The 19,526-nt window shown below is 71.4% G+C and carries 16 protein-coding genes; 11 read left to right on the top strand and 5 right to left on the bottom strand.

Annotation, left to right across the window (positions count from 1 at the left end):
* The first annotated feature begins 5 nt into the window (after positions 1-5).
* Both ACIP9H_RS32500 and ACIP9H_RS32495 read left to right on the top strand, forming a co-directional pair.
* Entirely contained in the window at positions 6-602 is a 597-nt protein-coding gene (locus ACIP9H_RS32500) for a TetR/AcrR family transcriptional regulator (protein WP_401596424.1), read from the top strand.
* Between the two features lie 804 nt (positions 603-1,406).
* The gene (locus tag ACIP9H_RS32495; protein ID WP_401596427.1) at positions 1,407-2,411 is read left to right on the top strand and encodes an L-dopachrome tautomerase-related protein; all 1,005 of its coding nucleotides are present in this window, start codon (positions 1,407-1,409) and stop codon (positions 2,409-2,411) included.
* A 39-nt stretch (positions 2,412-2,450) separates the two neighbouring features.
* Here ACIP9H_RS32495 and ACIP9H_RS32490 read toward each other — a convergent pair whose 3' ends face one another.
* Positions 2,451-3,554, bottom strand: coding sequence for a Gfo/Idh/MocA family protein (locus tag ACIP9H_RS32490; RefSeq protein WP_401596430.1), 1,104 nt, complete (start codon positions 3,552-3,554; stop codon positions 2,451-2,453).
* On the opposite strand from ACIP9H_RS32490, the gene ACIP9H_RS32485 reads away from it, so the two are divergent.
* The 6 genes from ACIP9H_RS32485 to ACIP9H_RS32460 all read left to right on the top strand — a co-directional run bounded on the left by ACIP9H_RS32485 (position 3,542) and on the right by ACIP9H_RS32460 (position 11,861).
* On the top strand, positions 3,542-4,027 hold the full coding sequence (locus tag ACIP9H_RS32485; RefSeq protein ID WP_401596433.1) for a hypothetical protein: 486 nt from the start codon (positions 3,542-3,544) through the stop codon (positions 4,025-4,027). The genes ACIP9H_RS32490 and ACIP9H_RS32485 overlap by 13 nt on opposite strands.
* Before the next feature lie 195 nt (positions 4,028-4,222).
* Entirely contained in the window at positions 4,223-4,723 is a 501-nt protein-coding gene (locus ACIP9H_RS32480) for a hypothetical protein (RefSeq protein ID WP_401596436.1), read from the top strand.
* A gap of 755 nt (positions 4,724-5,478) precedes the next feature.
* Entirely contained in the window at positions 5,479-8,373 is a 2,895-nt protein-coding gene (locus ACIP9H_RS32475; RefSeq protein ID WP_401596439.1) for an AAA family ATPase, read from the top strand.
* Positions 8,354-9,301, top strand: a complete 948-nt coding sequence (locus ACIP9H_RS32470; protein ID WP_401596441.1) for a metallophosphoesterase family protein — start codon at positions 8,354-8,356, stop codon at positions 9,299-9,301. Before ACIP9H_RS32475 ends, ACIP9H_RS32470 begins: the two co-directional genes overlap by 20 nt.
* Positions 9,298-10,023, top strand: coding sequence for a 4'-phosphopantetheinyl transferase (locus ACIP9H_RS32465; RefSeq protein WP_401596444.1), 726 nt, complete (start codon positions 9,298-9,300; stop codon positions 10,021-10,023). Before ACIP9H_RS32470 ends, ACIP9H_RS32465 begins: the two co-directional genes overlap by 4 nt.
* A gap of 176 nt (positions 10,024-10,199) precedes the next feature.
* Complete coding sequence (locus ACIP9H_RS32460; RefSeq protein WP_401962404.1) at positions 10,200-11,861, top strand: flavin monoamine oxidase family protein; 1,662 nt, start codon at positions 10,200-10,202, stop codon at positions 11,859-11,861.
* 41 nt (positions 11,862-11,902) lie between these two features.
* Here ACIP9H_RS32460 and ACIP9H_RS32455 read toward each other — a convergent pair whose 3' ends face one another.
* The 4 genes from ACIP9H_RS32455 to ACIP9H_RS32440 form a co-directional block, all read right to left on the bottom strand.
* Positions 11,903-12,952 carry a sulfotransferase gene (locus tag ACIP9H_RS32455; protein WP_401962402.1) on the bottom strand — a complete coding sequence of 350 codons (1,050 nt, stop codon included), beginning with the start codon at positions 12,950-12,952 and terminating at the stop codon, positions 11,903-11,905.
* Positions 12,953-13,017: 65 nt separating this feature from the next.
* On the bottom strand, positions 13,018-14,421 hold the full coding sequence (locus ACIP9H_RS32450; protein ID WP_401962399.1) for a class I adenylate-forming enzyme family protein: 1,404 nt from the start codon (positions 14,419-14,421) through the stop codon (positions 13,018-13,020).
* Positions 14,422-14,637: 216 nt separating this feature from the next.
* The gene (locus tag ACIP9H_RS32445) at positions 14,638-15,312 is read right to left on the bottom strand and encodes a thioesterase II family protein (protein ID WP_401596456.1); all 675 of its coding nucleotides are present in this window, start codon (positions 15,310-15,312) and stop codon (positions 14,638-14,640) included.
* Positions 15,309-15,884 carry a hypothetical protein gene (locus ACIP9H_RS32440; RefSeq protein WP_401962396.1) on the bottom strand — a complete coding sequence of 192 codons (576 nt, stop codon included), beginning with the start codon at positions 15,882-15,884 and terminating at the stop codon, positions 15,309-15,311. The genes ACIP9H_RS32445 and ACIP9H_RS32440 overlap by 4 nt, the downstream gene beginning before the upstream one ends.
* Positions 15,885-16,333: 449 nt before the next feature.
* On the opposite strand from ACIP9H_RS32440, the gene ACIP9H_RS32435 reads away from it, so the two are divergent.
* The 3 genes from ACIP9H_RS32435 (at position 16,334) to ACIP9H_RS32425 (ending at position 19,445) form a co-directional block, all read left to right on the top strand.
* On the top strand, positions 16,334-17,344 hold the full coding sequence (locus ACIP9H_RS32435; protein WP_401596461.1) for an ABC transporter ATP-binding protein: 1,011 nt from the start codon (positions 16,334-16,336) through the stop codon (positions 17,342-17,344).
* A complete protein-coding gene (locus tag ACIP9H_RS32430) occupies positions 17,341-18,189 on the top strand; it encodes an ABC transporter permease (protein WP_401962393.1) in 849 nt (282 codons plus the stop codon). Before ACIP9H_RS32435 ends, ACIP9H_RS32430 begins: the two co-directional genes overlap by 4 nt.
* A gap of 245 nt (positions 18,190-18,434) precedes the next feature.
* Complete coding sequence (locus ACIP9H_RS32425) at positions 18,435-19,445, top strand: ACP S-malonyltransferase (RefSeq protein ID WP_401962391.1); 1,011 nt, start codon at positions 18,435-18,437, stop codon at positions 19,443-19,445.
* Positions 19,446-19,526 lie beyond the last annotated feature (81 nt).

The following is a 19,526-nucleotide window of genomic DNA, read 5'->3' as shown; positions in this document are numbered from 1 at the left end:
CTCCCATGACGTCCAGCACACCGGCCTCGCCCGCACCCGCCGCGGCGGCGGCCCCGACTCGTGAGCGGCTCCTCGATGCCGCGGCCGTGCTCTTCTACCAAGAGGGCGTCCACATCGGCATCGAGGCGCTGTGCCGGGCGGCCGGGGTCTCCAAGCGGTCGATGTACCAGCTCTTCAGCAGCAAGGACGACGTGCTGGCGGCCAGCCTGGACCGCGCCGGGTCCGACTATCTGAGCCAGGTGCTGCCCGCCCCCGGCACCGACCTGCCGCCACGCGATCGCATCATGCACGTCTTCGACCGGCTCGAGTCGCTGTCGACGTCACCGGAATACCTCGGCTGCCCGTTCCTGGCGACCGCGTTCGAGCTCAAGAACCCCGAACACCCCGCCAGCGTGGTCGCCCGGCGCTACAAGGACGCGCTCACCGACTTCTTCCGCGAGGAGGCGCGACGCGGCGGCGCACACGACCCCGATCTCCTCGCCCGCCAACTCACCGTCGTCTTCGACGGATCCAGCGCCCGCGTCGCGGCCCAGGCCCAGAGTTTGAGCGGGCTGGCCACAGGCACCGCCACGGCCCTCCTCGAGATGGCGGGAATGGACTGACAGCTCGCGGCCCGGTCCACGCTGCCCAGCAGTCGTCCACCCGGCCCGATATTGCCGCGCGCATGACGACGGCCGGATCGGAAATCTCCCTTGTCTTGCCGACGAGAGCATACGGCGGCGGCCCCGCGAAATACCGCGCGATGTTTCCCGCGGCGATCGGACGGAAGTCGCGACGGACATCACCCCTCTCCGGAAAGTGCCGTGCCGAATTCACGACGCCCGGGTCGTCGCACGATAACCAGCCTCTCCCCCGGTCGCCCGCAAGTCCAAGAAATATTTGGTATGGCGACTATGTGCCGAGTTCATGGCAGCGCTGCGGGAACAGCCGGCCCATCACGCCCGGCTCACTGCGGGCGGCCCGGCCGGTACCGCCTGCCACCTGCACCAACGTGGTCCTCGTTCCGGACACGGCCGAACACTGACATCCAGTCCGTGAATTCCGGAGAGTTTTTGAACAGACGCTCAGCGTGTGCGCCTGCCCCACCCCCGACGGTCCGCTCCCAAACGTTCTGCTTGCGATCCCGACGCACAGGTCATATGTTTTTGGTACTCCGGTGATCGCACATCAACAGATGGAATATTCTCCTGGAATTGCCCGTTCCTCGAATTCCGGAACAGGAGCAGAACGTGACTGGTAGCTCTATATCGAGCCGCGGCGTCATCGCGCTGCTGGCGGCCCTCTGTATCGGTGGCGGCGTCACGCAGGCCTCCCGAGCAAGCTCGCCGACCGATTCCCCCACGCAGAGAAAGGAACGCCTGGAACCCGTCGCCGAGTTCGACGGGGCAATGCCCACGGGAGTGACCGTGTCACGCACCGGGCGCGTGTTCGTGAACTTCCCCCACTGGGGCGACAAGGTGCCCTTCTCCGTCGCCGAAGTGCGTGACGGGAAGGCCGTCCCCTACCCGAACCGCGAGATCAACACCGCCGACACGCACGATCCCGCGCACCACTTCCTCGGTGTGCAGAGCGTCGTCGTCGACGCGGCCGACCGGTTGTGGGTGGTGGATACCGGACGCATCCAGTTCGGCAACGCACCCATGGGCGGCCCCAAGCTCGTCGCCATAGACCTGCGCACCAACAAGGTCGTCCGGACCATCCTGCTGCCCCGTCAGGTCGCCGGTCCCCGTAGTTTCGTCAACGACGTCCGGCTCGACCTCAGCCGTGGCAAGGCGGGCACCGCCTACCTCACGGACGCCTCCTCGGACGGCCCCAACGGCCTGATCGTCGTGGATCTGGCGTCGGGGACCTCCTGGCGGCGACTCGACAACGTGCCCTCGGTGCGCCCTGTGCCGGACTTCGTTCCCGTCATCGACGGGAAGCGGATGCTCAACCGGCCGGCACACGGCCCCACCAGCCCCATCAACATCGGGTCGGACGGCATCGCTCTCAGCCCGGACGGCAAGACCCTCTACTACTGCCCCCTTTCCAGCCGCACGTTGTACTCCGTGCCGACCAGCGGCCTGACCGACCGCCGGGTACCGGATTCCCAGATCGCGAAGACCGTGCGCGATCTCGGCAAGAAGGGGATGTCGGACGGGCTGGAGACGGACAGTGCGGGCCGCGTGTACGGGGGCGACATCGAGCACAACTCGCTCGTGTTCCGCGACACCGACGGGCGCTTCCGCACCCTGGTCCACGACAAGCGGCTGATCTGGCCCGACACGTTGTCGATCGGCTACGACCGGAACCTCTACGTGATGGCCAATCAGCTCAACCGGCAGGCGGCCTACAACGCCGGCGTCGACCTCCGGCGCAAGCCGTACGTGCTGTACCGGATCCCGGTCGACGGTGGACCCGCTCGGCGGTAGCAGGCGGGCGCGGGCGGAGCCGGGGCGGCCGGCGCGGGATCAGCGGGCCGCCCACGCCTCCACCGCGGTCGTCACCGGCGCCCCGGTGAGCGCCGACTCCTCTACGGCCAGGGCCAGCAGATGGTCCTGGCAGCCCTCGGCCAGCGGATACGGTTCGGGACCGGCGTCCCGGACCCAGGCGCCGGTGCGGCACAGGAGGTCCACCACGGCGAGGTCGTCCTCGGACAGGCTCGCGCCCAGATAGTCGTTGCGCCACACCACGCGTCCGTCGAACGAGATGTGGTGCACCTCCGCCCCTTCGAGGTTGAGGTCGGTGCCGGTGCGACGGCGCAGCAGCGGGGACTCCACGGGCGTGCGCGGATCGGCCATCCGCACCACGGTGTCGTCCACGATCTCGCCGAGCGAGCCGCGCACCACGATCCGGCGGGCGCGCAACGGATTCCACCACTGGTTGTCCGTGAAGTCGTACAGGCCCGTACGGGCGCCGCCGAAGTCCAGGAGGGCGAGGGTGGTGACGGCGTCCTTGGGCGTGAGGTCGTCCGACCAGCCGCCGGGGGACAGCGGGTCGGCGAGCGGTGCGGTGAAGGCCCGGGCCGTCACCGTCGCGGGCCCGCAGCCGACGCCCAGCGTGTGCCGGATCAGCGACATCGCGTGGTACATGTGGGTCGAGGACACCTGGACGGACGTGACCTCGCCGATGACCCCTTCTCGTACGAGGGCGATACGGGCGGCGTGGCCGGGCATCAGTGTGTACTGCTCCGCGACCTGGACGAGTGCGCCGCCGCCGGCGCGTGTCGCTCCCCCCACGGCATCCCACAGCCGCCGAAGCCCGTCCGCGTCGGGCGCGGGCGGTGTCTCCGCGAGGACCGGCAGGCCGTGCTCGACGAGTTCGCGCACGACCTGGGGCGAGACCTCCCACGGGACGGACGGGATCACGAACTCCGGTTCGCGCCCGCACAGTTCGTCGATCGTCCGGAAGGCGGGCACTCCCCACTCGGCCTCCACCTTGGCGGCCCGTTCGGCCGAGCGCGTCACCACGCCGGCCACCGCCAGCCGTTCGGGCAGCGCCTTCGCCAGCCGGACGAAGAACTCGGCCCGCCAGCCACTGCCCACGATGCCGAACCGTATGGGTGCTGCGCTCACCTGTCCGCTCCTTCCCGCGTCCGGGGCGCGAGTCTAACCCGGCGGCCTGTGCCGCGCGCCGCCGCGAGGGCATCCGGCTGGACGAGGTCCTCAAGGCGGCCGCCGAGGAGCGGGCCGAGCGCCGCGGCCTGAGCTCGCAGGGGTACCTGGCCGACTTGATCGAGGCCGACGGGTACCAGTCACGCGCCTTCATGGCCGGCGCCTCGGCGTTCCTGGCCGCGTACACGGAGGAGGGACGCCGCGTGAATCTGCGCATCGATCGCGCCTGGATCCTGGCGGTGGCACAGCGGATCCCGAGTGATCCCCCGGTCGTCGACCACGGCGTGCCGGTCGCGGCGGAAGCACACCACCGGGCGGAGACCTCGACCACGAGGTCCACCCCGAGGCCCGTCACAAAGCCGCGGCACCGCTGTGCGAATCGGCGCGAAACCCCGGCCTGGAGGTGCGGAACCTGCTCTTCGCGGCCACGCTGACCGCGGCCCACCTGTGGGCGTGCGGCCTGCCGGTCAGCCCTACCTGGACGAGCTGACTCCCGTCCGCTCACCGGTTGTGGGGACGATGCCGCAGAGGGTGGTTGACCCGGCGACGGGAGCCTAGATTGAAATGTCCACAACCAGCGAGGGGGCGGCATGAGGCGCACGGAGGCAGCCAGGCGGTTAGGGGGGTTCGTGCGGGAGCACCGTACCGACGGTGCGCGGCGCCTGCGGCAGGCGGGGATCTGCCTGGCGGTCGGGACCGTCGGCGCGGCGTTCGGGATTCCGGTGGCGGTCGCATCGGTGGGCACCACCGAGGGGGCTCCGGAACTGGCAGGGTTGCTGCTCGGGGTCGGCCTGGCGGGGTGGGGTCTGGGGATCTGGCGCCTGGTGCAGGCGTTTCGTACCCGGGAGCAGTGCTTCGACGTCCACGAGCGGGGGTTCACCTATCGCGTGGCAGGCACCGCCACCCTCGTCCCCTGGGAGGACGTCGCCCGGGTCGGCACGTCCGGCGGTGACGACCGGCCGCTTGCCGAAGCCCGGGGCATGGGTTCGACGTGCGAGATCCAGCTGCACAGCGGACGCCGGATCCGCGTCGACACCTTTACCGAGGACATGCACGACCTGGCCGCGGTGATCCACCGTGCGGTCCACCTGGGGCAGTTCCCCCAAGGCCGCGGGCACACAGGCCGATAGAGCGCCGTCGCGCGGCGGCAGGGCGGCCGGATCCGACGGTACGGGCGGGCTGCCGACGGCCCGGCCGCTCAACCTCAGTGCGGCGAAGCGCAGTTCGCCTCCGCCTGCACTCAACCGAGCGCATGCGGTCGGCACTTGTCGGTGGAAACGTGATCTTCCTCACCGCTGATCAGGTATAGGTCCGCGAGGAGCTGTGCGTAGGATCATGACGCTCCACCGATGCGGATAGAGCGCCCCGGCGCTCTTGTGAGCGTATTTCGCGCCACCTGTTCGGGTCCGGAGCCGCGAGCGATCAATTCGGGCCCTCCGAGTGCGGGTGCGTCGCTCATCCCCCATTTTCCCCCGTCTTGGGCCCTGCCTGGAACCCCTTCCCGCGCCCGGTTCCAGACGGCTGCATTCCGCATTTGAGGTTCTATTGAGGTTCCGATTCTTGTTCCCGCCGCCCAGCGCCCATGACCTGTGACAACACACATCCTCCCGGCAACCGGACGTCCATCGGCTGCTCACTGTGCGGCAATACCCGGGCGACAGATTGAGATGCCGACGCGCTCAGGACGTTGATACAGTCCGGAACGGGGTCGGAATGAAATGACCGGGGGTGTCGAAATGCGCCTTGTGAGCACTTGCGAGTTTCTCTATGTTACCGCCGCGTCATTTTCGGGATCCCGCCCGCGGAACCACGCGCAGTGGCCGGCCATCGGAAAACACGCCCACCGTGGCGCTATTTCACAACGCATTACGGAGGGTCTGACGTCATGCTAGTGGAACGAAATGGACAGATCGCAAGCCTGGTCGCGTTCGCATCCGGTCGGAGCTCCGGAACGGCCTTCGGGTCCGACCGGACAGCGGTGATCAGCGGGCCGGTGGCGTCCGGGAAGACGGCACTGCTCCACCGCGTCCTGGAGGACCGCGCGGTCGCGGAGCACAGGCTGCTCACCGCTGTCGGCTCACCCGCGGAACACTCGATACCGTTCGGCGTGATGGAGCAGTTGCTCCGCGATCCGAGGGAACCCGAACCTGGTTCCCTGCCGCCCTTACTGGCCGACGCGTCGGGGATGGGCGGCACGCGTTCGAGCGGGGAACCGGTGGCGACCGAGGTCCTGCAGTGCTTCAACGCCGAACTGGGCAGGCTGTCCGCGCGAGGACCCGTCCTGATCGCCCTGGACGATGTCCAGTACGCCGACGCCGAGTCCCTGCAAGTCCTGTCGTACGCGCTGCGCCGGTTCCCCTCGTCGGGCCCGGGGGCCGTGTCGGCGATCGTGACCATCGGTGCCGACACACGCCGCAGACCGCCCGGCACGCTGATGGAACTCCTGCACCCGATGCGGGGGTTGCACGTGCGGGTCGGCCCGCTGGGCGTCGCCGGGGTGGAGCGGCTGCTCGCCGCGCGGGCGCACGGAGGCGAGCCGGGCGAGGGCCCTGTCGGCACCGCGGCCACCGGCCGGCTGGCCGGTGCGGTGCACGCGGCCACCGGCGGCAATCCGCTGCTCGTCCACGGCATGGTCGAGGACCACTTCTCCCACGAACGCCCGCCGGCTCAGCCCGGCGACGGCGCCGCGGACGGGTCACCCGCCGCGGGCGAGCGGTTCCTCCGCAGCGCGCTGCTGATCGTCCACCGCGTCGGGGCCGACGGCCTGCGTGTCGCCCAGGGGATCGCCCTGCTGGGCGGCGTGACCCCGCTGCCGCTGCTGGCCCGGCTGGTGGAGGTCGAGGAGAGGGCGGTCCTGCAGGTGGTGTCCGCCCTGGACGACGCGGGCGTCCTGGACGACGGCCGCTTCCGGCACCCCGGCGTGCGGACGGCGGTCGTGGAGAGCCTGGACGACGACGGGGTGACGCGGCTGCGCCGGCGTGCCGCCCGCCTGCTGTACGAGGACGGCGCTCCGCCGCTGCTCGTCGCGGAGCAGTTGCTGGGGCACGCCACGTCACCACCCGACGAGGAGTGGGCGCCGCAGGTGCTGGTGGACGCCGCCCGTGAGGCGATGGCCGCCGGGCGGGTGGACCTCGCGGTGAGCTGCCTGCGCATGGCCGAGGGCTGCTGCCGGAGCGAACGCGAGCGTGCGCAGGTGCGGATCTCCCTGGCCAGGTTCATCTGGCGGGTCACGCCCTCCGCGTGGCCGCGGCAGGTCCGTTCCCTCACCGGGACGGTCCGCGCCGGTCAGCTGCCGGCGGCCGACACCCTGCGGCTCGTGGGCGACCTGCTGTGGAACGGCTGGACGGACGACGCGGTCATGGCGATGCGGCACGCGGCCGCCGGGGAGGCGTCCCAGCCCGACGCCGAACTCGCGGCGGAAGTACGGTGGTTGCGTTCCATCCTGGCGAGCACGTTCCCCGGCGTCCTGGAGCGGGCCGACGAGACGCTCGCCCCTCTGCACGACAGCGCTGCGCACGTCCCGGTGTCTCGGCCGGACGAGAGCCGGCTGGCGGCGGCAGCGGCGCTGCACGACGCGCTCGCCGACGACCCCGCCGGGGGCGGGACATCGCCGGTGCGGGAGGACGGCCGCCTCTCCGACACCGCCGACCGGATCCTCGCCGCACTCCGTCTGACGGAGGAGACCGAGCCGACGGTGCAGTCCTGCCTGCTCGCTCTCGTCTTCGCCGACCAGTTGGGGACGGCGATGCAGTGGGCCGACCGGCTGCTGGCGGAGGTCACGGCCCGCTGGCCCGCGAGTTCGACGGCGATCCTGCGGACCGTCCGGGCGCACATGGCCCTGCGTCAGGGCCACTTGACGCAGGCGCGGCAGTTGGTCGAGGAGGCCCTGGAGGACCTGCCCCCGCACTGCTGGGGCGTGGGCATCGGCGCCCCGCTGTCGGTCCTGATCGAGGCGAGCACCGCGATGGGCGACCACGAGGTCGCAGCCGAGATCGTGGGCCGGCCGGTGCCCGAGGAGATGTTCGCGAGCCGCTACGGGGTGCAGTACCTGTACGCGCGGGGCCGGCACGAACTGGAGACGGGCCGTCCGCACGCCGCCCTGCGGGACTTCTCCACGTGCGGCCGCCTGATGAGGCGCTGGGGCATGGACCGCGCCACGCTGGCGCCCTGGCGCGTCGGGGTCGCGGAGGCATGGCTCGCGCTGGGGAGCCGCGATCAGGTGGAGCACTTCGCGCGGGAGCAGCTCGCCCGTGACGCCGGTCCTCGGGTCCGCGGGACGGCGCTGCGCGTGCTGGCGGCGGCGCGGCCCGTCGGCGAGCGGGTGCCCCTGCTCTCGGAGGCGGTCTCGCTCCTCCAGTCGAACGGCGACCGCTACGAGTTGTCGCGCTCCCTGAGCGATCTGGGGCAGGCCCACAAGCAGCTGGGCGACCCGGTCCAGAGCAAGTTGCACATCCGCAGGGCGCTGCGGATCGCCGAGAGCTGCGGCGCCGACAAACTGCGTCAGTCCCTGCAGTCCGAGCAGCCGGGCCAGGCATCGCCGAAGGCGCCCGAGCGGGCACTGCCGCCGGCGACGGCGGCGGCCGCGGCACTGACGGACGCCGAACGCAGGGTGGCCTCACTGGCCGCACAGGGTTACACCAACCGGGAGATCGGGGCGAAGCTCTTCATCACGGTGAGCACCGTCGAACAGCATCTGACCCGCGTGTACCGGAAGATCAACATCTCTCACCGCAGGGACCTGCCCGTCAGTTTGGACCTCGATGTCGCCCATATCGCCTGACCCCGCCGTATCCCGCACCCCCCTCTCGACGGGAGGGGCGCCGCCTCCCGGCCCGAGGCTGCTCGCCGTCAGCGACCTGCATGTCGGCATGGCCGACAACCGGCCGATCACGGAGTCGCTGCGGCCTACCCACGACGACGACTGGCTGATCGTGGCCGGTGACGTCGGCGAGCTCACCGAGGACATCGCGTGGGCCCTCGGTCTGCTGGCCGGACGGTTCGCGAAGGTCGTGTGGGCGCCCGGCAACCACGAGTTGTGGACTCCGCGCGAGGACGCGGTGCAGCTGCGGGGCGAGGAGCGCTACCGGTACCTGGTGGAGATGTGCCGGGGGCTCGGCGTGCTCACCCCGGAGGACGACTGGCCGCTGTGGGAGGGGCCCGGCGGGCCGGTGCGGGTGGCGCCGCTGTTCCTGCTCTACGACTACACGTTCCGGGTGAAGGGCACGTCGACCAAGGAGGAGTCGCTGGCCCGGGCGCACGAGGCGGGTGTGGTGTGCACGGACGAGTACCTGCTCCACCCCGACCCCTACCGCGGCCGTGACGACTGGTGCCGTGCCCGGGTGGCCGAGACCCGGCGGCGGCTGGCCGCGCAGGACCCGTCGGTGCCGCTGGTGCTGGTCAACCACTTCCCGCTGGTGCGCCAGCCCACGGACGTGCTGTGGCACCCGGAGTTCGCCCAGTGGTGCGGCACCGTGCTGACCGCCGACTGGCACCGCAGGTTCACCACCGCCGCCGTGGTCTACGGGCATCTGCACATTCCGCGGACCACCTGGTACGACGGGGTGCGGTTCGAGGAGGTGTCGATCGGCTATCCGCGCGAGTGGCGGCGGCGCGGCCACCCCAAGGGGCTGCTGCGGCAGATCCTGCCGTACACAGGTCAGGAGCCGAAGGCGGCCGCGACCATCGGAGTGCGGGAGGGGCGGTCATGATCGAGGCACTGCTGCCCGGGGCGGCCACCAGCGAGGTCTTCGGGCCCGACGGCTCCGCGGCGCTGTACCCCGAGGAGGCCGCGGTCGTCGCGCGGGCAGTGGACCGGCGCCGCGAGGAGTTCGCCACGGTGCGGGCCTGCGCCCGGCGTGCCCTGGCCGCCCTCGGGATGCCGCCGGTCCCCGTGCTGCCCGGTGTGCGCAACGTCCCGCAGTGGCCGGCCGGGGTCGTCGGCAGTATGACCCACTGCGAGGGCTACCGGGCGGCGGCACTGGCCCGGGACACCGATCTGGCGATGATCGGCATCGACGCCGAGCCGGACCTGCCGCTGCCCGGCGGTGTGCTGGAGTCGATCGCGCTGCCGGGCGAACTGGCCTGGGCCCGTGGCGGCGGGGCCGTGCCGCGGTTCAGCCGCGACCGGCTGCTGTTCAGCGCGAAGGAGGCCGTCTACAAGACCTGGTACCCGCTCATGGGCACCGAACTGGACTTCGACGACGCCGACATCGCGTTCCAGGAGGACGGCGCGGCCGCCCGGCCGCAGGGCACGTTCTCGGCACGCATCCTGCGCCCGCGGCGCGCTCCCGACGGCCGGCTCGTCGAGCGCTTCGCCGGCAGCTGGCTCGCGGACCGGGGACTGGTCGTCACGGCCATCGGCTTCCCCGCCGCTCTCGGCGCGGCGAAGCCGGAAACCCGTGCGGGCACGGTCGGTTACCAGGGTCCATAGGGGTTGTTGCCCCGACTCCCGCCGAAATAGCGTCATTGCCTGGCGCGACTGCGCAGCCGCGGGCCGCGGCGCCCCGAACCCGGGGCCCGCGGCGCGGCGCTGCGATCCCCGGCTCCCGCTCGACTGGTCTCCGGTTTCCTGGAAGCGCCGTGGAATCGGCCCGAGAGGTATTCCCGATGACGTCAGTCAGCCCGGCCCCCGTCACCATGCTCGTGCCGGACTTCCCGTTCTCGTACGACGGCTGGCTCCGCCATCCGGCCGGGCTCGGCACCCTCCCGCCGGAGCGCCTGGGGTCCCCCGTGGCCGTGGTCGGCGGGGGGATGGCGGGCATGACCGCGGCGTACGAGCTGATGCGGCTGGGGCTGCGCCCCGTCGTGTACGAGGCGGAGCAGATCGGCGGGCGCATGCGCTCGGTGCCGTTCCCCGGGCAGCCGGACCGCGTGGCGGAGATGGGGGCGATGCGTTTCCCGCTCTCCGCCCGGTCCCTGTTCCACTACGTCGACCTGCTGGGGCTGCACACCACCCCGTTCCCCAATCCGCTGGCACCGAGCACGCCGAGCACGATGATCCACCTCATGGGCGAGCGGCACCGGGCGCGGGTGGCCGACGACCTCCCGGACGTGTACGTGCAGGTGGCGTCCGCGTGGGAGAAGGCGCTGCAGGAGCGGGCCGAACTCGCCACGATGCGGGACGCCGTCCAGCGGCGCGACACCGAGACCCTGAAGCGGGTGTGGAACCGGCTGGTCCGGGAGTTCGACGACCAGTCCTTCTACGGTTTCCTCGCGACCAGTTCGGCGTTCCAGTCGTTCCGGCACCGGGAGATCTTCGGCCAGGTGGGTTTCGGCACCGGCGGCTGGGACACCGATTTCCCCAATTCGCTGCTGGAGATCCTGCGGGTGGTCTACACCGAGGCCGACGACAACCAGGTCGCCATCACCGGCGGCTCCCAGCGGCTGCCGTACGGCCTGTGGGAGCACCGGCCGGAGCAGTGCGCGCACTGGCCGGCGCGGACGTCGCTCGCGTCCCTGCACGGCGGTTCGGCCCGGCCGCGGGTGCGCTCGGTCGTCCGGGACGGCGACGGCTTCCGCGTCACCGACGCCTCCGGGCACGGCGAGCGGTTCGACGCGGTGGTGTACACCCCGCACCTGTGGACCCTGCTGAACCGGGTGGAGTGCGACCCGGCGCTGCTGACCGCGCCGCTGTGGACCGCGGTGGAACGCACCCACTACATGGGTGCCTCCAAGCTGTTCGTGCTGACCGACCGGCCGTTCTGGCACGATCTGGACCCGCTCACCGGCGAGCCGGTGATGAGCATGACGCTGACGGACCGCATGCCGCGCGGGGTCTACCTCTTCGACGACGGCCCGGACCGCCCGGGGGTGATGTGCCTGTCGTACACGTGGAACGACGACTCGCTGAAGATGGCCACGCTGGACCCGGGCGAGCGGCTGGACGTCCTGCTGGACAAGCTCGCCCTCGTCTACCCCGGGCTCGACATCCGCTCCCATGTCGTCGGCGACCCGCTCACGATCACGTGGGAGACCGAGCCGCACTTCATGGGCGCGTTCAAGGCGAACCTGCCGGGTCACTACCGCTACCAGCGGCGGCTGTTCACCCAGTTCATGCAGCGCGGTCTGCCCGCGGCGGAGCGCGGCTTCTTCCTGTGCGGCGACGACGTCTCCTGGACGGCGGGTTTCGCCGAGGGCGCGGTCACCACGGCGCTGAACGCGGTGTGGGGCGTCATGGAGCACCTGGGCGGCGCCACGCGTCCGGAGAATCCCGGCCCCGGGGACCTCTTCGAGGCGCTCGCGCCCCTCGATCTGCCCTACGACTGCTGAGGTCCGGGATTCTCCGGCGCGGACGCCGTGCCGCGACGGTCCTATGCGGCGGCCGTGCCCGCCAGGGCCGCCGTGCCCTCGGCGCAGGACGCGCGCAGCGGCTCCAGTTCGGCGGGGTCCAGCCGGCCCGCGGAGCCGCGGCGGCCGTCGCCGTCGAGGAGTCGGGCGGCGGCCTCCAGCCAGTCGGGGCGGGCCTCGACGCCGATGAAGGCCGCCAGGCGGGTCAGCTCCTCGCGCGGCTCCGCCAGGAGGTGCTCGTAGGAGAGCGACGTGCGGATGCCGGCGGGGAGTTCCTCCAGGTTCCGCACACCGTCGACGATCCAGCGCGACCACATGTCGCCGAAGACGGGGAGCGGGATCGGCCGGTCCATGATGAGGGCGGGGTCGTACGTGCCCGTCAGCAGCGGGGCCAGGTCGGGCGGGATCTGGGCGAAGTGCTCCGCGGTCAGCTCGTACGGGGAGTCCACGCCGCACCGTTCCGCGATCTCCAGCATCATCGGGATCATGCGGAAGGCGATGTGCCGGCTCATGGACAGGGCGCAGTCGGGACCGCTGCGGTACAGGTGCACGAAGCGCGCCTGCGGGAAGAGGGCGTGCAGCCGGCCGACGTTGCCCAGGGAGAGCCCGGATCGTTCGACGACGGCGCCGGTGGCGCCGAACCGGTCGGCGAGCACGGAGAAGAACGCCTGCCATTGCAGCGGCGCGGGACGGGCGGGCCACGCGCTGATCCGCGGCTCCAGCTCGTCCAGCAGCCCGTCGGGGTCGTCCGTGAGGTGCGGCAGGACCATCATGCTGATGGCGGGGATGCCGGTGGTCTCGGCGGAGTAGCGCCACTCAGGGCGGCGGTTGTAGAGGAACTCCGACGGCGGGGCACCGTTGCGGACCAGGGTGTCGCTGACCCAGTTGGGTGTGGTCAGAAGGGTCCAGAACTCGGTACCGCTCAGCGGCTCTTCGGTGAGCGCCACCGGGTCGGTGACGCTGGCGAAGAGCTCGTTGAGACTGAGGATGTCCGGGTGCAGGTTCACCACCGCGGACAGCGCTGTGGAACCACAGCGTCCGGTTCCGACGACAAAAGTCAGCTTATCGGGCATCAGCCGACTCACCTTTCGTTTCTTGCCGTTCCCCGCCGCCACCGAAGGGGGCGGGGAACGCTTTCTCACTCGGCGGCCATCCGCGCGAGCTGCTTCTTGTCGGGCTTGCCGTTGCGGTTCAGCGGGAACTGCTCCAGCACGACGACCCGGTTGGGCTGCTCGAAGGCGGGCAGCAGCGAGCACAGCCGCTCCCGCCAGTAGCCGGCGTCCTGCTGCTCCTCGTCCTCGACGAAGAAGACCAGCTGGGAGCCGCGCAGTTCGTCGGGGAGCGGCACGATCCGGGTGGGGCAGCCCTCGGCCGCCACCTTCCGCTCGATCAGCTCGGGGTAGAGCGTGTAGCCCATGCGGTGGACGGCGAACTTGCGTCCCAGGACGTGGAGGTTGCCGCCGTCGTCGAGGTGGCCGAGGTCCCCGGTGCGCTGCCATCCCGTGGGGTTGGGGATCACGGAACCGTCGTCGGCGATCTGGCCCTCCAGCGCGTCGGGAGTGTCGACCTCGATCTCGCCGGGCTGTCCCGCGGCCACTTCCCGGCCGTCCTCGTCGACGATCCTCAGCCGGATGCCGTCCATGGCGCGACCGCAGGCGACGGGGTTGTCGAGGGTGGCGAAGGAGATGTTGCCCAGCTCGGTGGAGCCGTAGCTGTCCAGCAGCGGGAGGCCGAACTCCTCGACGTAGCCCGCCACGAGGGGGGCGTCCAGCGGCGCCGCGCCGACGCAGAACATCCGGGTGCCGGCGACGTGTTCGCGCAGCGCCGGCTTGCGGGTCACCAGGCTCAGGATGCTGCGGTAGCTGGAGGGGGTGGCGTCGATGACGGTGACCCCGGCGTCACGCCCCATGCGCAGGGCCCGGTCCAGCCGCCGGTAGGGCGCGATGACCAGGGAGCAGCGGGTGAGGTAGGCGATGAGCACCATCGACAGCCCGTACTGGTGGGCGAAGGGCAGCAGCGGCATCAGGACGTCGTCCGGGCGGTGGCCGACCTGCTCGGCGTTGCGGCGCAGGTTGCGCAGGAACTTGGCGCCGGACTTGACCACGCCCTTGGGCGAGCCGGTCGAGCCGGAGGTCCACATGATCAGGCCGTCGGGCAGTTCGCCCCAGGCGTCGAAGGACAGGGTGCCCGGCACGGAGGGCAGGCCCGCCGTGGCGACCATCAGCTCGTACAGGTAGACGGGGTCGGCTCCCTGGTCGATGGGGGTCTCGTCGTCGACGATGGTGACCTTGACCCCGGTGCGCAGGGCGATCCGCCGGGTCTCCTCGACGTGCTCCTGCTGGTCGACGAGGACGATGGAGGCGCCGACCTCCATCAGCGCGTAGAGGACGCAGATCCAGCTCGCCGAGTTGCCGGCCTTCAGCATGACGCGGTCGCCGAGGCCGATCCCGTGTTCCCGGAGCACATCGGCCACGCGGAGGGCGTCCTGCTCGAACTCCTCGACGGGCCGTACCGAGTCTGCTGCAAAGATCATCGCGGTCATCGGTGGCACTGAGTCCTTCCTCTGGGCCGAACGTGGCCGGTGCTGACGTGGTCTGCGCGGAGCCGACGGCGGGTCCGGAGCCGTTCACAGGGGGGTGGATCGCGGGGGTGCGCGCCGCGCTGCGCGGAGGTGCTGTCGGTCCCGTCCCGTGGACGCGGTTCTCCACCCGTCACGCTAGGGACCAGGGCACATCGCGGGGTACCCCTGTTCCGCCCCCTACGGCCCCTGCTTCGGCGCGGTGCGGTCCGGCTCGGGTCCGTGGAGCGAGATGAGCTGGTCGTGCACGAGGTTGACGACCTCGCGGCGGTGCGAGTCGAGGTAGCCGGGCGCGCCGGGGAAGACCTCCAGGTCGAACGGCCCGGCCGTGCAGCGCCGCCAGGCCCGTACGCCGGGCAGCGGCGCCTGCGGGTCGTGGTCCCCCGTCAGGGCGACGACGCGGCACTGGAGGGCGGGCGGCCCCAGGAATCCGCGGTGGCCGGGGCCGGGACGGCCGGACACGAAGAGCGTCAGCGGCCCGGTGTCGGTCTCCCGCTCCAGCCGCTGTGCGACGCCGTAGGCGAGTTCGGCCCCCAGCCGGTGGCCGAACAGGGCCAGCGGGCGGTCCGTCCATTCGCGCACCGCGTCGTAGATCTTGTCGGCGAGGCCGGGACAGGGCGCGGCGTGCTCCGCCTGGCCCGGCTCCGCCAGCGGGTACTGGACGATGAGCAACTCGACAGTGGGCAGCAGGAGTTCGGACATGGCGAGGTAGCAGACCGAGGAGTTCCCCGCGTCGGGGAAGCAGACCAGCCGGTACCGGCTCGGGACGGCCGGCTGCTCGATCCGGATGAGCACGACGTCGTCGAACGCGACGTCCGTGACGGCACGGAGGCGGCCGCCGGCCCCGGACGTCATCCCTCGGCCGGTCCCGCCCCGGCCGCCCCGCGCGCGGAGCCGTCACCGTCCCCTTCGCCACGCTCACCGGCGGGGCTCGTGCACGCCGTGACACCCAGGCCCCGGTCGTACAGCCACCGCAGGGCGTCGGACAGTTCGGCGCCGCCCGCGGCCGAGGGCTCGATCGCCTCCACGGCCGTGTGGAGTGCGGAGGTGAAGAAGTACACGTCCCAGGACGACGGACCCGGGGTCCGGTCCGCCATGATCTGCACGGCGGGCCGCCGGATCCGGAACTCCTCCAGGGGCTCCACGATCCCGCCGGGCGGGAAGGCGCCGCCCGCGCACAGCACGAAGTCGTCGTCGGCCAGCCACTCCCGGGCGCTGCGCACGGCACCGACCGTGCCCGCGTGCCGGGACTGCCCGGGCAGGTAGGTGATGCTGATGCCGAAGCGGGAACCGTCCCCCGCCTCTGCCTTGACGCCGTCGTCCGGGCCGGCGACGACGACACCCACGTCCACGACGCCCGCGTCGGCGATGCCGCGCAGGACCTGCCGGAGGACCGGTCCGTTCGCCGGCACGACGAGTGCCTTCACGGGGTCTCCTTGCCCGGGGGAAGTGTGCGGAGGGCAGTGGCGCCGGTCGCGCGCGGCACCGCCCGCCCCGGTGACCCGGGGCCCGCGGGAAGGACCGCACAGGCGCGACCCACCGGAAATTCATTTCCGGAGATGCAATTCGGCGCGATCACGCCGCGATGCTAGAGGGATTCCCGAGCGGGCCGCAACACTACTTTCCTCAATGTTTGCCGACGCGACCGGAAAAGCAATGCGGGAAAGGGCGGGACAGCCCCTATTCCCCCCTTACCATTCCCAGCCGCCCCCTAGATCGACAGGGAATCGGGGTGCGGCGAAAACCCTTGTGCTAGACAGGATGCGCACCATCCATGTCCTCTTCAGTCGGCGCTCGACGCGCGGCCGGTCACACGACATTCCCGTGCGAATCCCCGGACTGCCGTTGCCGCGTCCCGCACGATTCGTAGGCGTCAATGACATCACATCAGACCACGGATTCCGCCGTAGTGGTGGACGGGCTGGTCAAGAAATACCCGGGACGCGACCGGCCCGCGGTGGACGGCTTGAGCTTCTCGGTGGGCCGGGGCGAGGTCTTCGGTTTCCTCGGGCCGAACGGAGCGGGGAAGACGACGACCATCGGCGTCCTGACGACGCGGGTCGCCCCCACGGCGGGCCGGGCGTTCGTCCAGGGCGTCGACGTCGCGGCCCACCCGGCGCGGGCGCGCCGCGCCTTCGCCGTCGTGCCGCAGCGCAACAACCTCGACCGGTCCCTGAACCTGCGCCAGAACCTCGTCTTCCACGCCGGTTACCACGGCATGAGCCGCTCCGAACGCAACCGGCTCGCCGACGAGTGCCTGGAGTGGGTCGGCCTGGCCGACCGCCGCAAGGCCCGCGGCGACGAGCTGTCCGGCGGCCAGGCCCAGCGGGTGATGATCGCCCGGGCCCTGATGCACCGCCCGGACGTGCTGTTCCTCGACGAGCCGTCCACCGGGCTCGACCCGCAGGCACGCCTGTTCATCCACGAGCGCATCGCGGAGCTGAGCGCGCGGGGCGTGACCACCGTGCTCACCACCCACGACATGGACGAGGCCGCCAAGCTCTGCGACCGCGTCGGCATCGTCGACCACGGCCGGCTGCTCGCCCTCGACACCCCGCAGGCGCTGCTGAAGAGCCTGAGCAGCACCGCGCTCACGGTCACCGTGCAGCCCGCGCAGCCGGGGGCGGAGAGCGTCACGCGCCTGCTGGAGGGCATCGAGACGGTCGAGCGGGTCGAGGTGGTGCAGAACGAGGAGGACGCCGCGGAGCAGCCCGACGCGCAGCCCCCGGTCCGCCTGCGCATCTACAGCGACGCCCCGTCGGGCTCGGTACTGCCGACGGTCATCACCGCCCTGGCGGAAGCCAGTTGCGACATCAAGGACCTGAGTGTGGGCACCGCCACCCTCGAGGACGTCTTCATCGATCTGACCGGCCGGGAGCTGCGATGACCACGACCACCGCCCCCGACCCCGTCGCCGGCTTCCCCGAGGAGCTGCGGCCCGAGCGCACCGGCGTGCGCACGGCGACCCGCACGTTCTTCTTCATCCTCTGGCGGGACATCTTCGTCACCGGCCGCGAACTGGGCATCTTCCTCGCGCAGGTGCTCGTGGAACCGCTCTTCATCCTCTTCGTCTTCGGCAAGGTGCTGGGCGATCTCGGCTTCACCGGGGGCGGGTTCCAGCAGGTCCTGCTGCCGGGCGTCGTCGCGCTGAACAGCTTCCTGGTCAGCCTGCAGAACACGGCGCTGCCCCTGGTCATCGACTTCTCCTGGACCAAGGAGATCGAGGACCGGCTGCTCGCCCCGATCCCCACCACGCTGGTCGCGGTGGAGAAGATGGTCTTCGGCGCGCTGCGCGGCGTCGTCGCCTCCCTGGTGATGATCCCGATCGGCATGCTGGTCCTGGACGACGTCTCCTGGCCGCTGGACACCTTCCTGCCGACCCTGGGCGTGCTGCTCCTGGGCGCGCTCGCCGGAAGCACGGTGGGGCTGACCATCGGCACCCTCGCCCCGGCCCGCCACATCAGCGTGGTCTTCGCCGTCACGCTGACCCCGCTGATGTTCACCGGCTGCACCCAGTTCCCGTGGCGGGCCCTGACGGACCTGCGGTGGTACCAGGTGCTGTGCACCCTCAACCCGCTGACGTACGTCAGCGAGGGCATCCGCGACCTGATGCTGCCGGCCGGCGGCCCCGCCTCGATCCCGCTGTGGGTGGACCTGAGCGCGCTGGCCGCGGCGATCGTGCTCTTCGGGACGATCGGCATCCTGGGCTTCCGGCGGCGGGCGCAGGACTGATCCGGCGCCGCCGGTCCGCGTTCCGCCTGCTTCGTCCTCCGCATTCCGCACCTCCCAGGGCCTCGTGGACCGGGCCGCGCGCACCGCGCGCGGCCGGGTGCGCGGGGCCGCTTTCGTCAGGCACGTCCGGCACGCACGGCACGCACGGCGAAAAGCGGCCCCTTGTCCGACGCCCTTTCCCGACCCGCTCCAGACGTACACCGACCATGACCGGGCGACCGGCCGGCGGCAAAGGCATTCACATCATGAGCAATTCACAGCCGACTCCCGAGAACGACATCACCGCCCTTTCCCGGCAGCCGCATTCCGGTGACGGCGCGGAGCGGACCCGCACGGCCGTCGTGTTTCCCGGCATGGGGCCCTCGTCCTTCTCCGACATCGGGAAGTTCCTGCTGCTGGACCCCTACGCGCGCCAGCGGCTCGCCGAGGCGGACGAAGCGCTCGGCTACTCGCTCTTCGACCGTTTCCGGGTCACGGAGGACGATTACTCCACCTATTCGCAGATCGCTTTCCTGATCGCCTCGATGGCCATGGCGGACCGGGCGGTGGACGGACTCGGCCACTCCCCCGACGTCTGCGCCGGACCGAGCTTCGGCCAGAAGGCCGCCGCGGCCTTCACCGGCTCGCTGTCCTTCGCGGACGTCGTACGGCTCACCGCGGAGTGCGCCCGCTGCGAGGAGGAGTACTTCGCCGGCGCCTACCAGGACGTCGTCACCCACTGCTTCGTCCGCGTGCCGCAGGAGCCGTTCGACGCGATCCTCGCGGAATTCGACGACCGCGGCGCCTGGTACGACATCTCCGGACGGCTCGACAGCGGGTTCCACATGCTGTCGGTGCAGGAGAAGGAGCTCGACGGGCTCAAGGCGGCCATCAGCGCCGCGGGCGGCTACTCCATGTACGCGATGCGGCCGCCGGTCCATGCCGCGTCGTTCTCGGAGCTGCGCCGCAAGGCCGAGGCGGAGGTGTTCGGGGCGTACGACTTCGCCGACCCCGCGCTTCCCGTGGTGAACGACGTGGACGGCACGGTCGTCCGCGACGCCGCCAGGATGCGCGCGATGATGCTGGACACCTTCGACCGGCCGATCCACTGGCCGAACGTGGTGGCGGGTCTCCAGGGCCTCGGTGTCCGCACGGTGTGCGTCACGGGGCCCGACAACCTCTTCCACCGGCTCGACCTCACGAAGGACTCCTTCGAGGTCGTGACGGTGGGGCTGCCGAAGAAGCGTCCCCGGGAACGGGAGCGGCGCGGCGCGTGACACGGCGCCGAACGGCGGAGGGCCGGGCCCCACCACTCGGGTGGGACCCGGCCCTCCGCCGTTCGGCCCGCGGGCCGGCAG

The organism is Streptomyces sp. NPDC088732 (assembly GCF_044751205.1).
Taxonomy (GTDB): domain Bacteria; phylum Actinomycetota; class Actinomycetes; order Streptomycetales; family Streptomycetaceae; genus Actinacidiphila.
This window is presented reverse-complemented; position numbering and strand designations above follow the sequence as displayed.

Excerpts from the sequence above, each read along its gene's own strand:
- ACIP9H_RS32500 (WP_401596424.1), top strand. The coding sequence starts at position 6 with ATGACGTCCAGCACACCGGCCTCGCCCGCACCCGCCGCGGCGGCGGCC.
- ACIP9H_RS32475 (WP_401596439.1), top strand. The coding sequence starts at position 5,479 with ATGCTAGTGGAACGAAATGGACAGATCGCAAGCCTGGTCGCGTTCGCA.
- ACIP9H_RS32470 (WP_401596441.1), top strand. The coding sequence starts at position 8,354 with ATGTCGCCCATATCGCCTGACCCCGCCGTATCCCGCACCCCCCTCTCG.
- ACIP9H_RS32465 (WP_401596444.1), top strand. The coding sequence starts at position 9,298 with ATGATCGAGGCACTGCTGCCCGGGGCGGCCACCAGCGAGGTCTTCGGG.
- ACIP9H_RS32460 (WP_401962404.1), top strand. The coding sequence starts at position 10,200 with ATGACGTCAGTCAGCCCGGCCCCCGTCACCATGCTCGTGCCGGACTTC.
- ACIP9H_RS32455 (WP_401962402.1), bottom strand. The coding sequence starts at position 12,952 with ATGCCCGATAAGCTGACTTTTGTCGTCGGAACCGGACGCTGTGGTTCC.
- ACIP9H_RS32450 (WP_401962399.1), bottom strand. The coding sequence starts at position 14,421 with ATGACCGCGATGATCTTTGCAGCAGACTCGGTACGGCCCGTCGAGGAG.
- ACIP9H_RS32445 (WP_401596456.1), bottom strand. The coding sequence starts at position 15,312 with ATGACGTCCGGGGCCGGCGGCCGCCTCCGTGCCGTCACGGACGTCGCG.
- ACIP9H_RS32435 (WP_401596461.1), top strand. The coding sequence starts at position 16,334 with ATGACATCACATCAGACCACGGATTCCGCCGTAGTGGTGGACGGGCTG.
- ACIP9H_RS32430 (WP_401962393.1), top strand. The coding sequence starts at position 17,341 with ATGACCACGACCACCGCCCCCGACCCCGTCGCCGGCTTCCCCGAGGAG.
- ACIP9H_RS32425 (WP_401962391.1), top strand. The coding sequence starts at position 18,435 with ATGAGCAATTCACAGCCGACTCCCGAGAACGACATCACCGCCCTTTCC.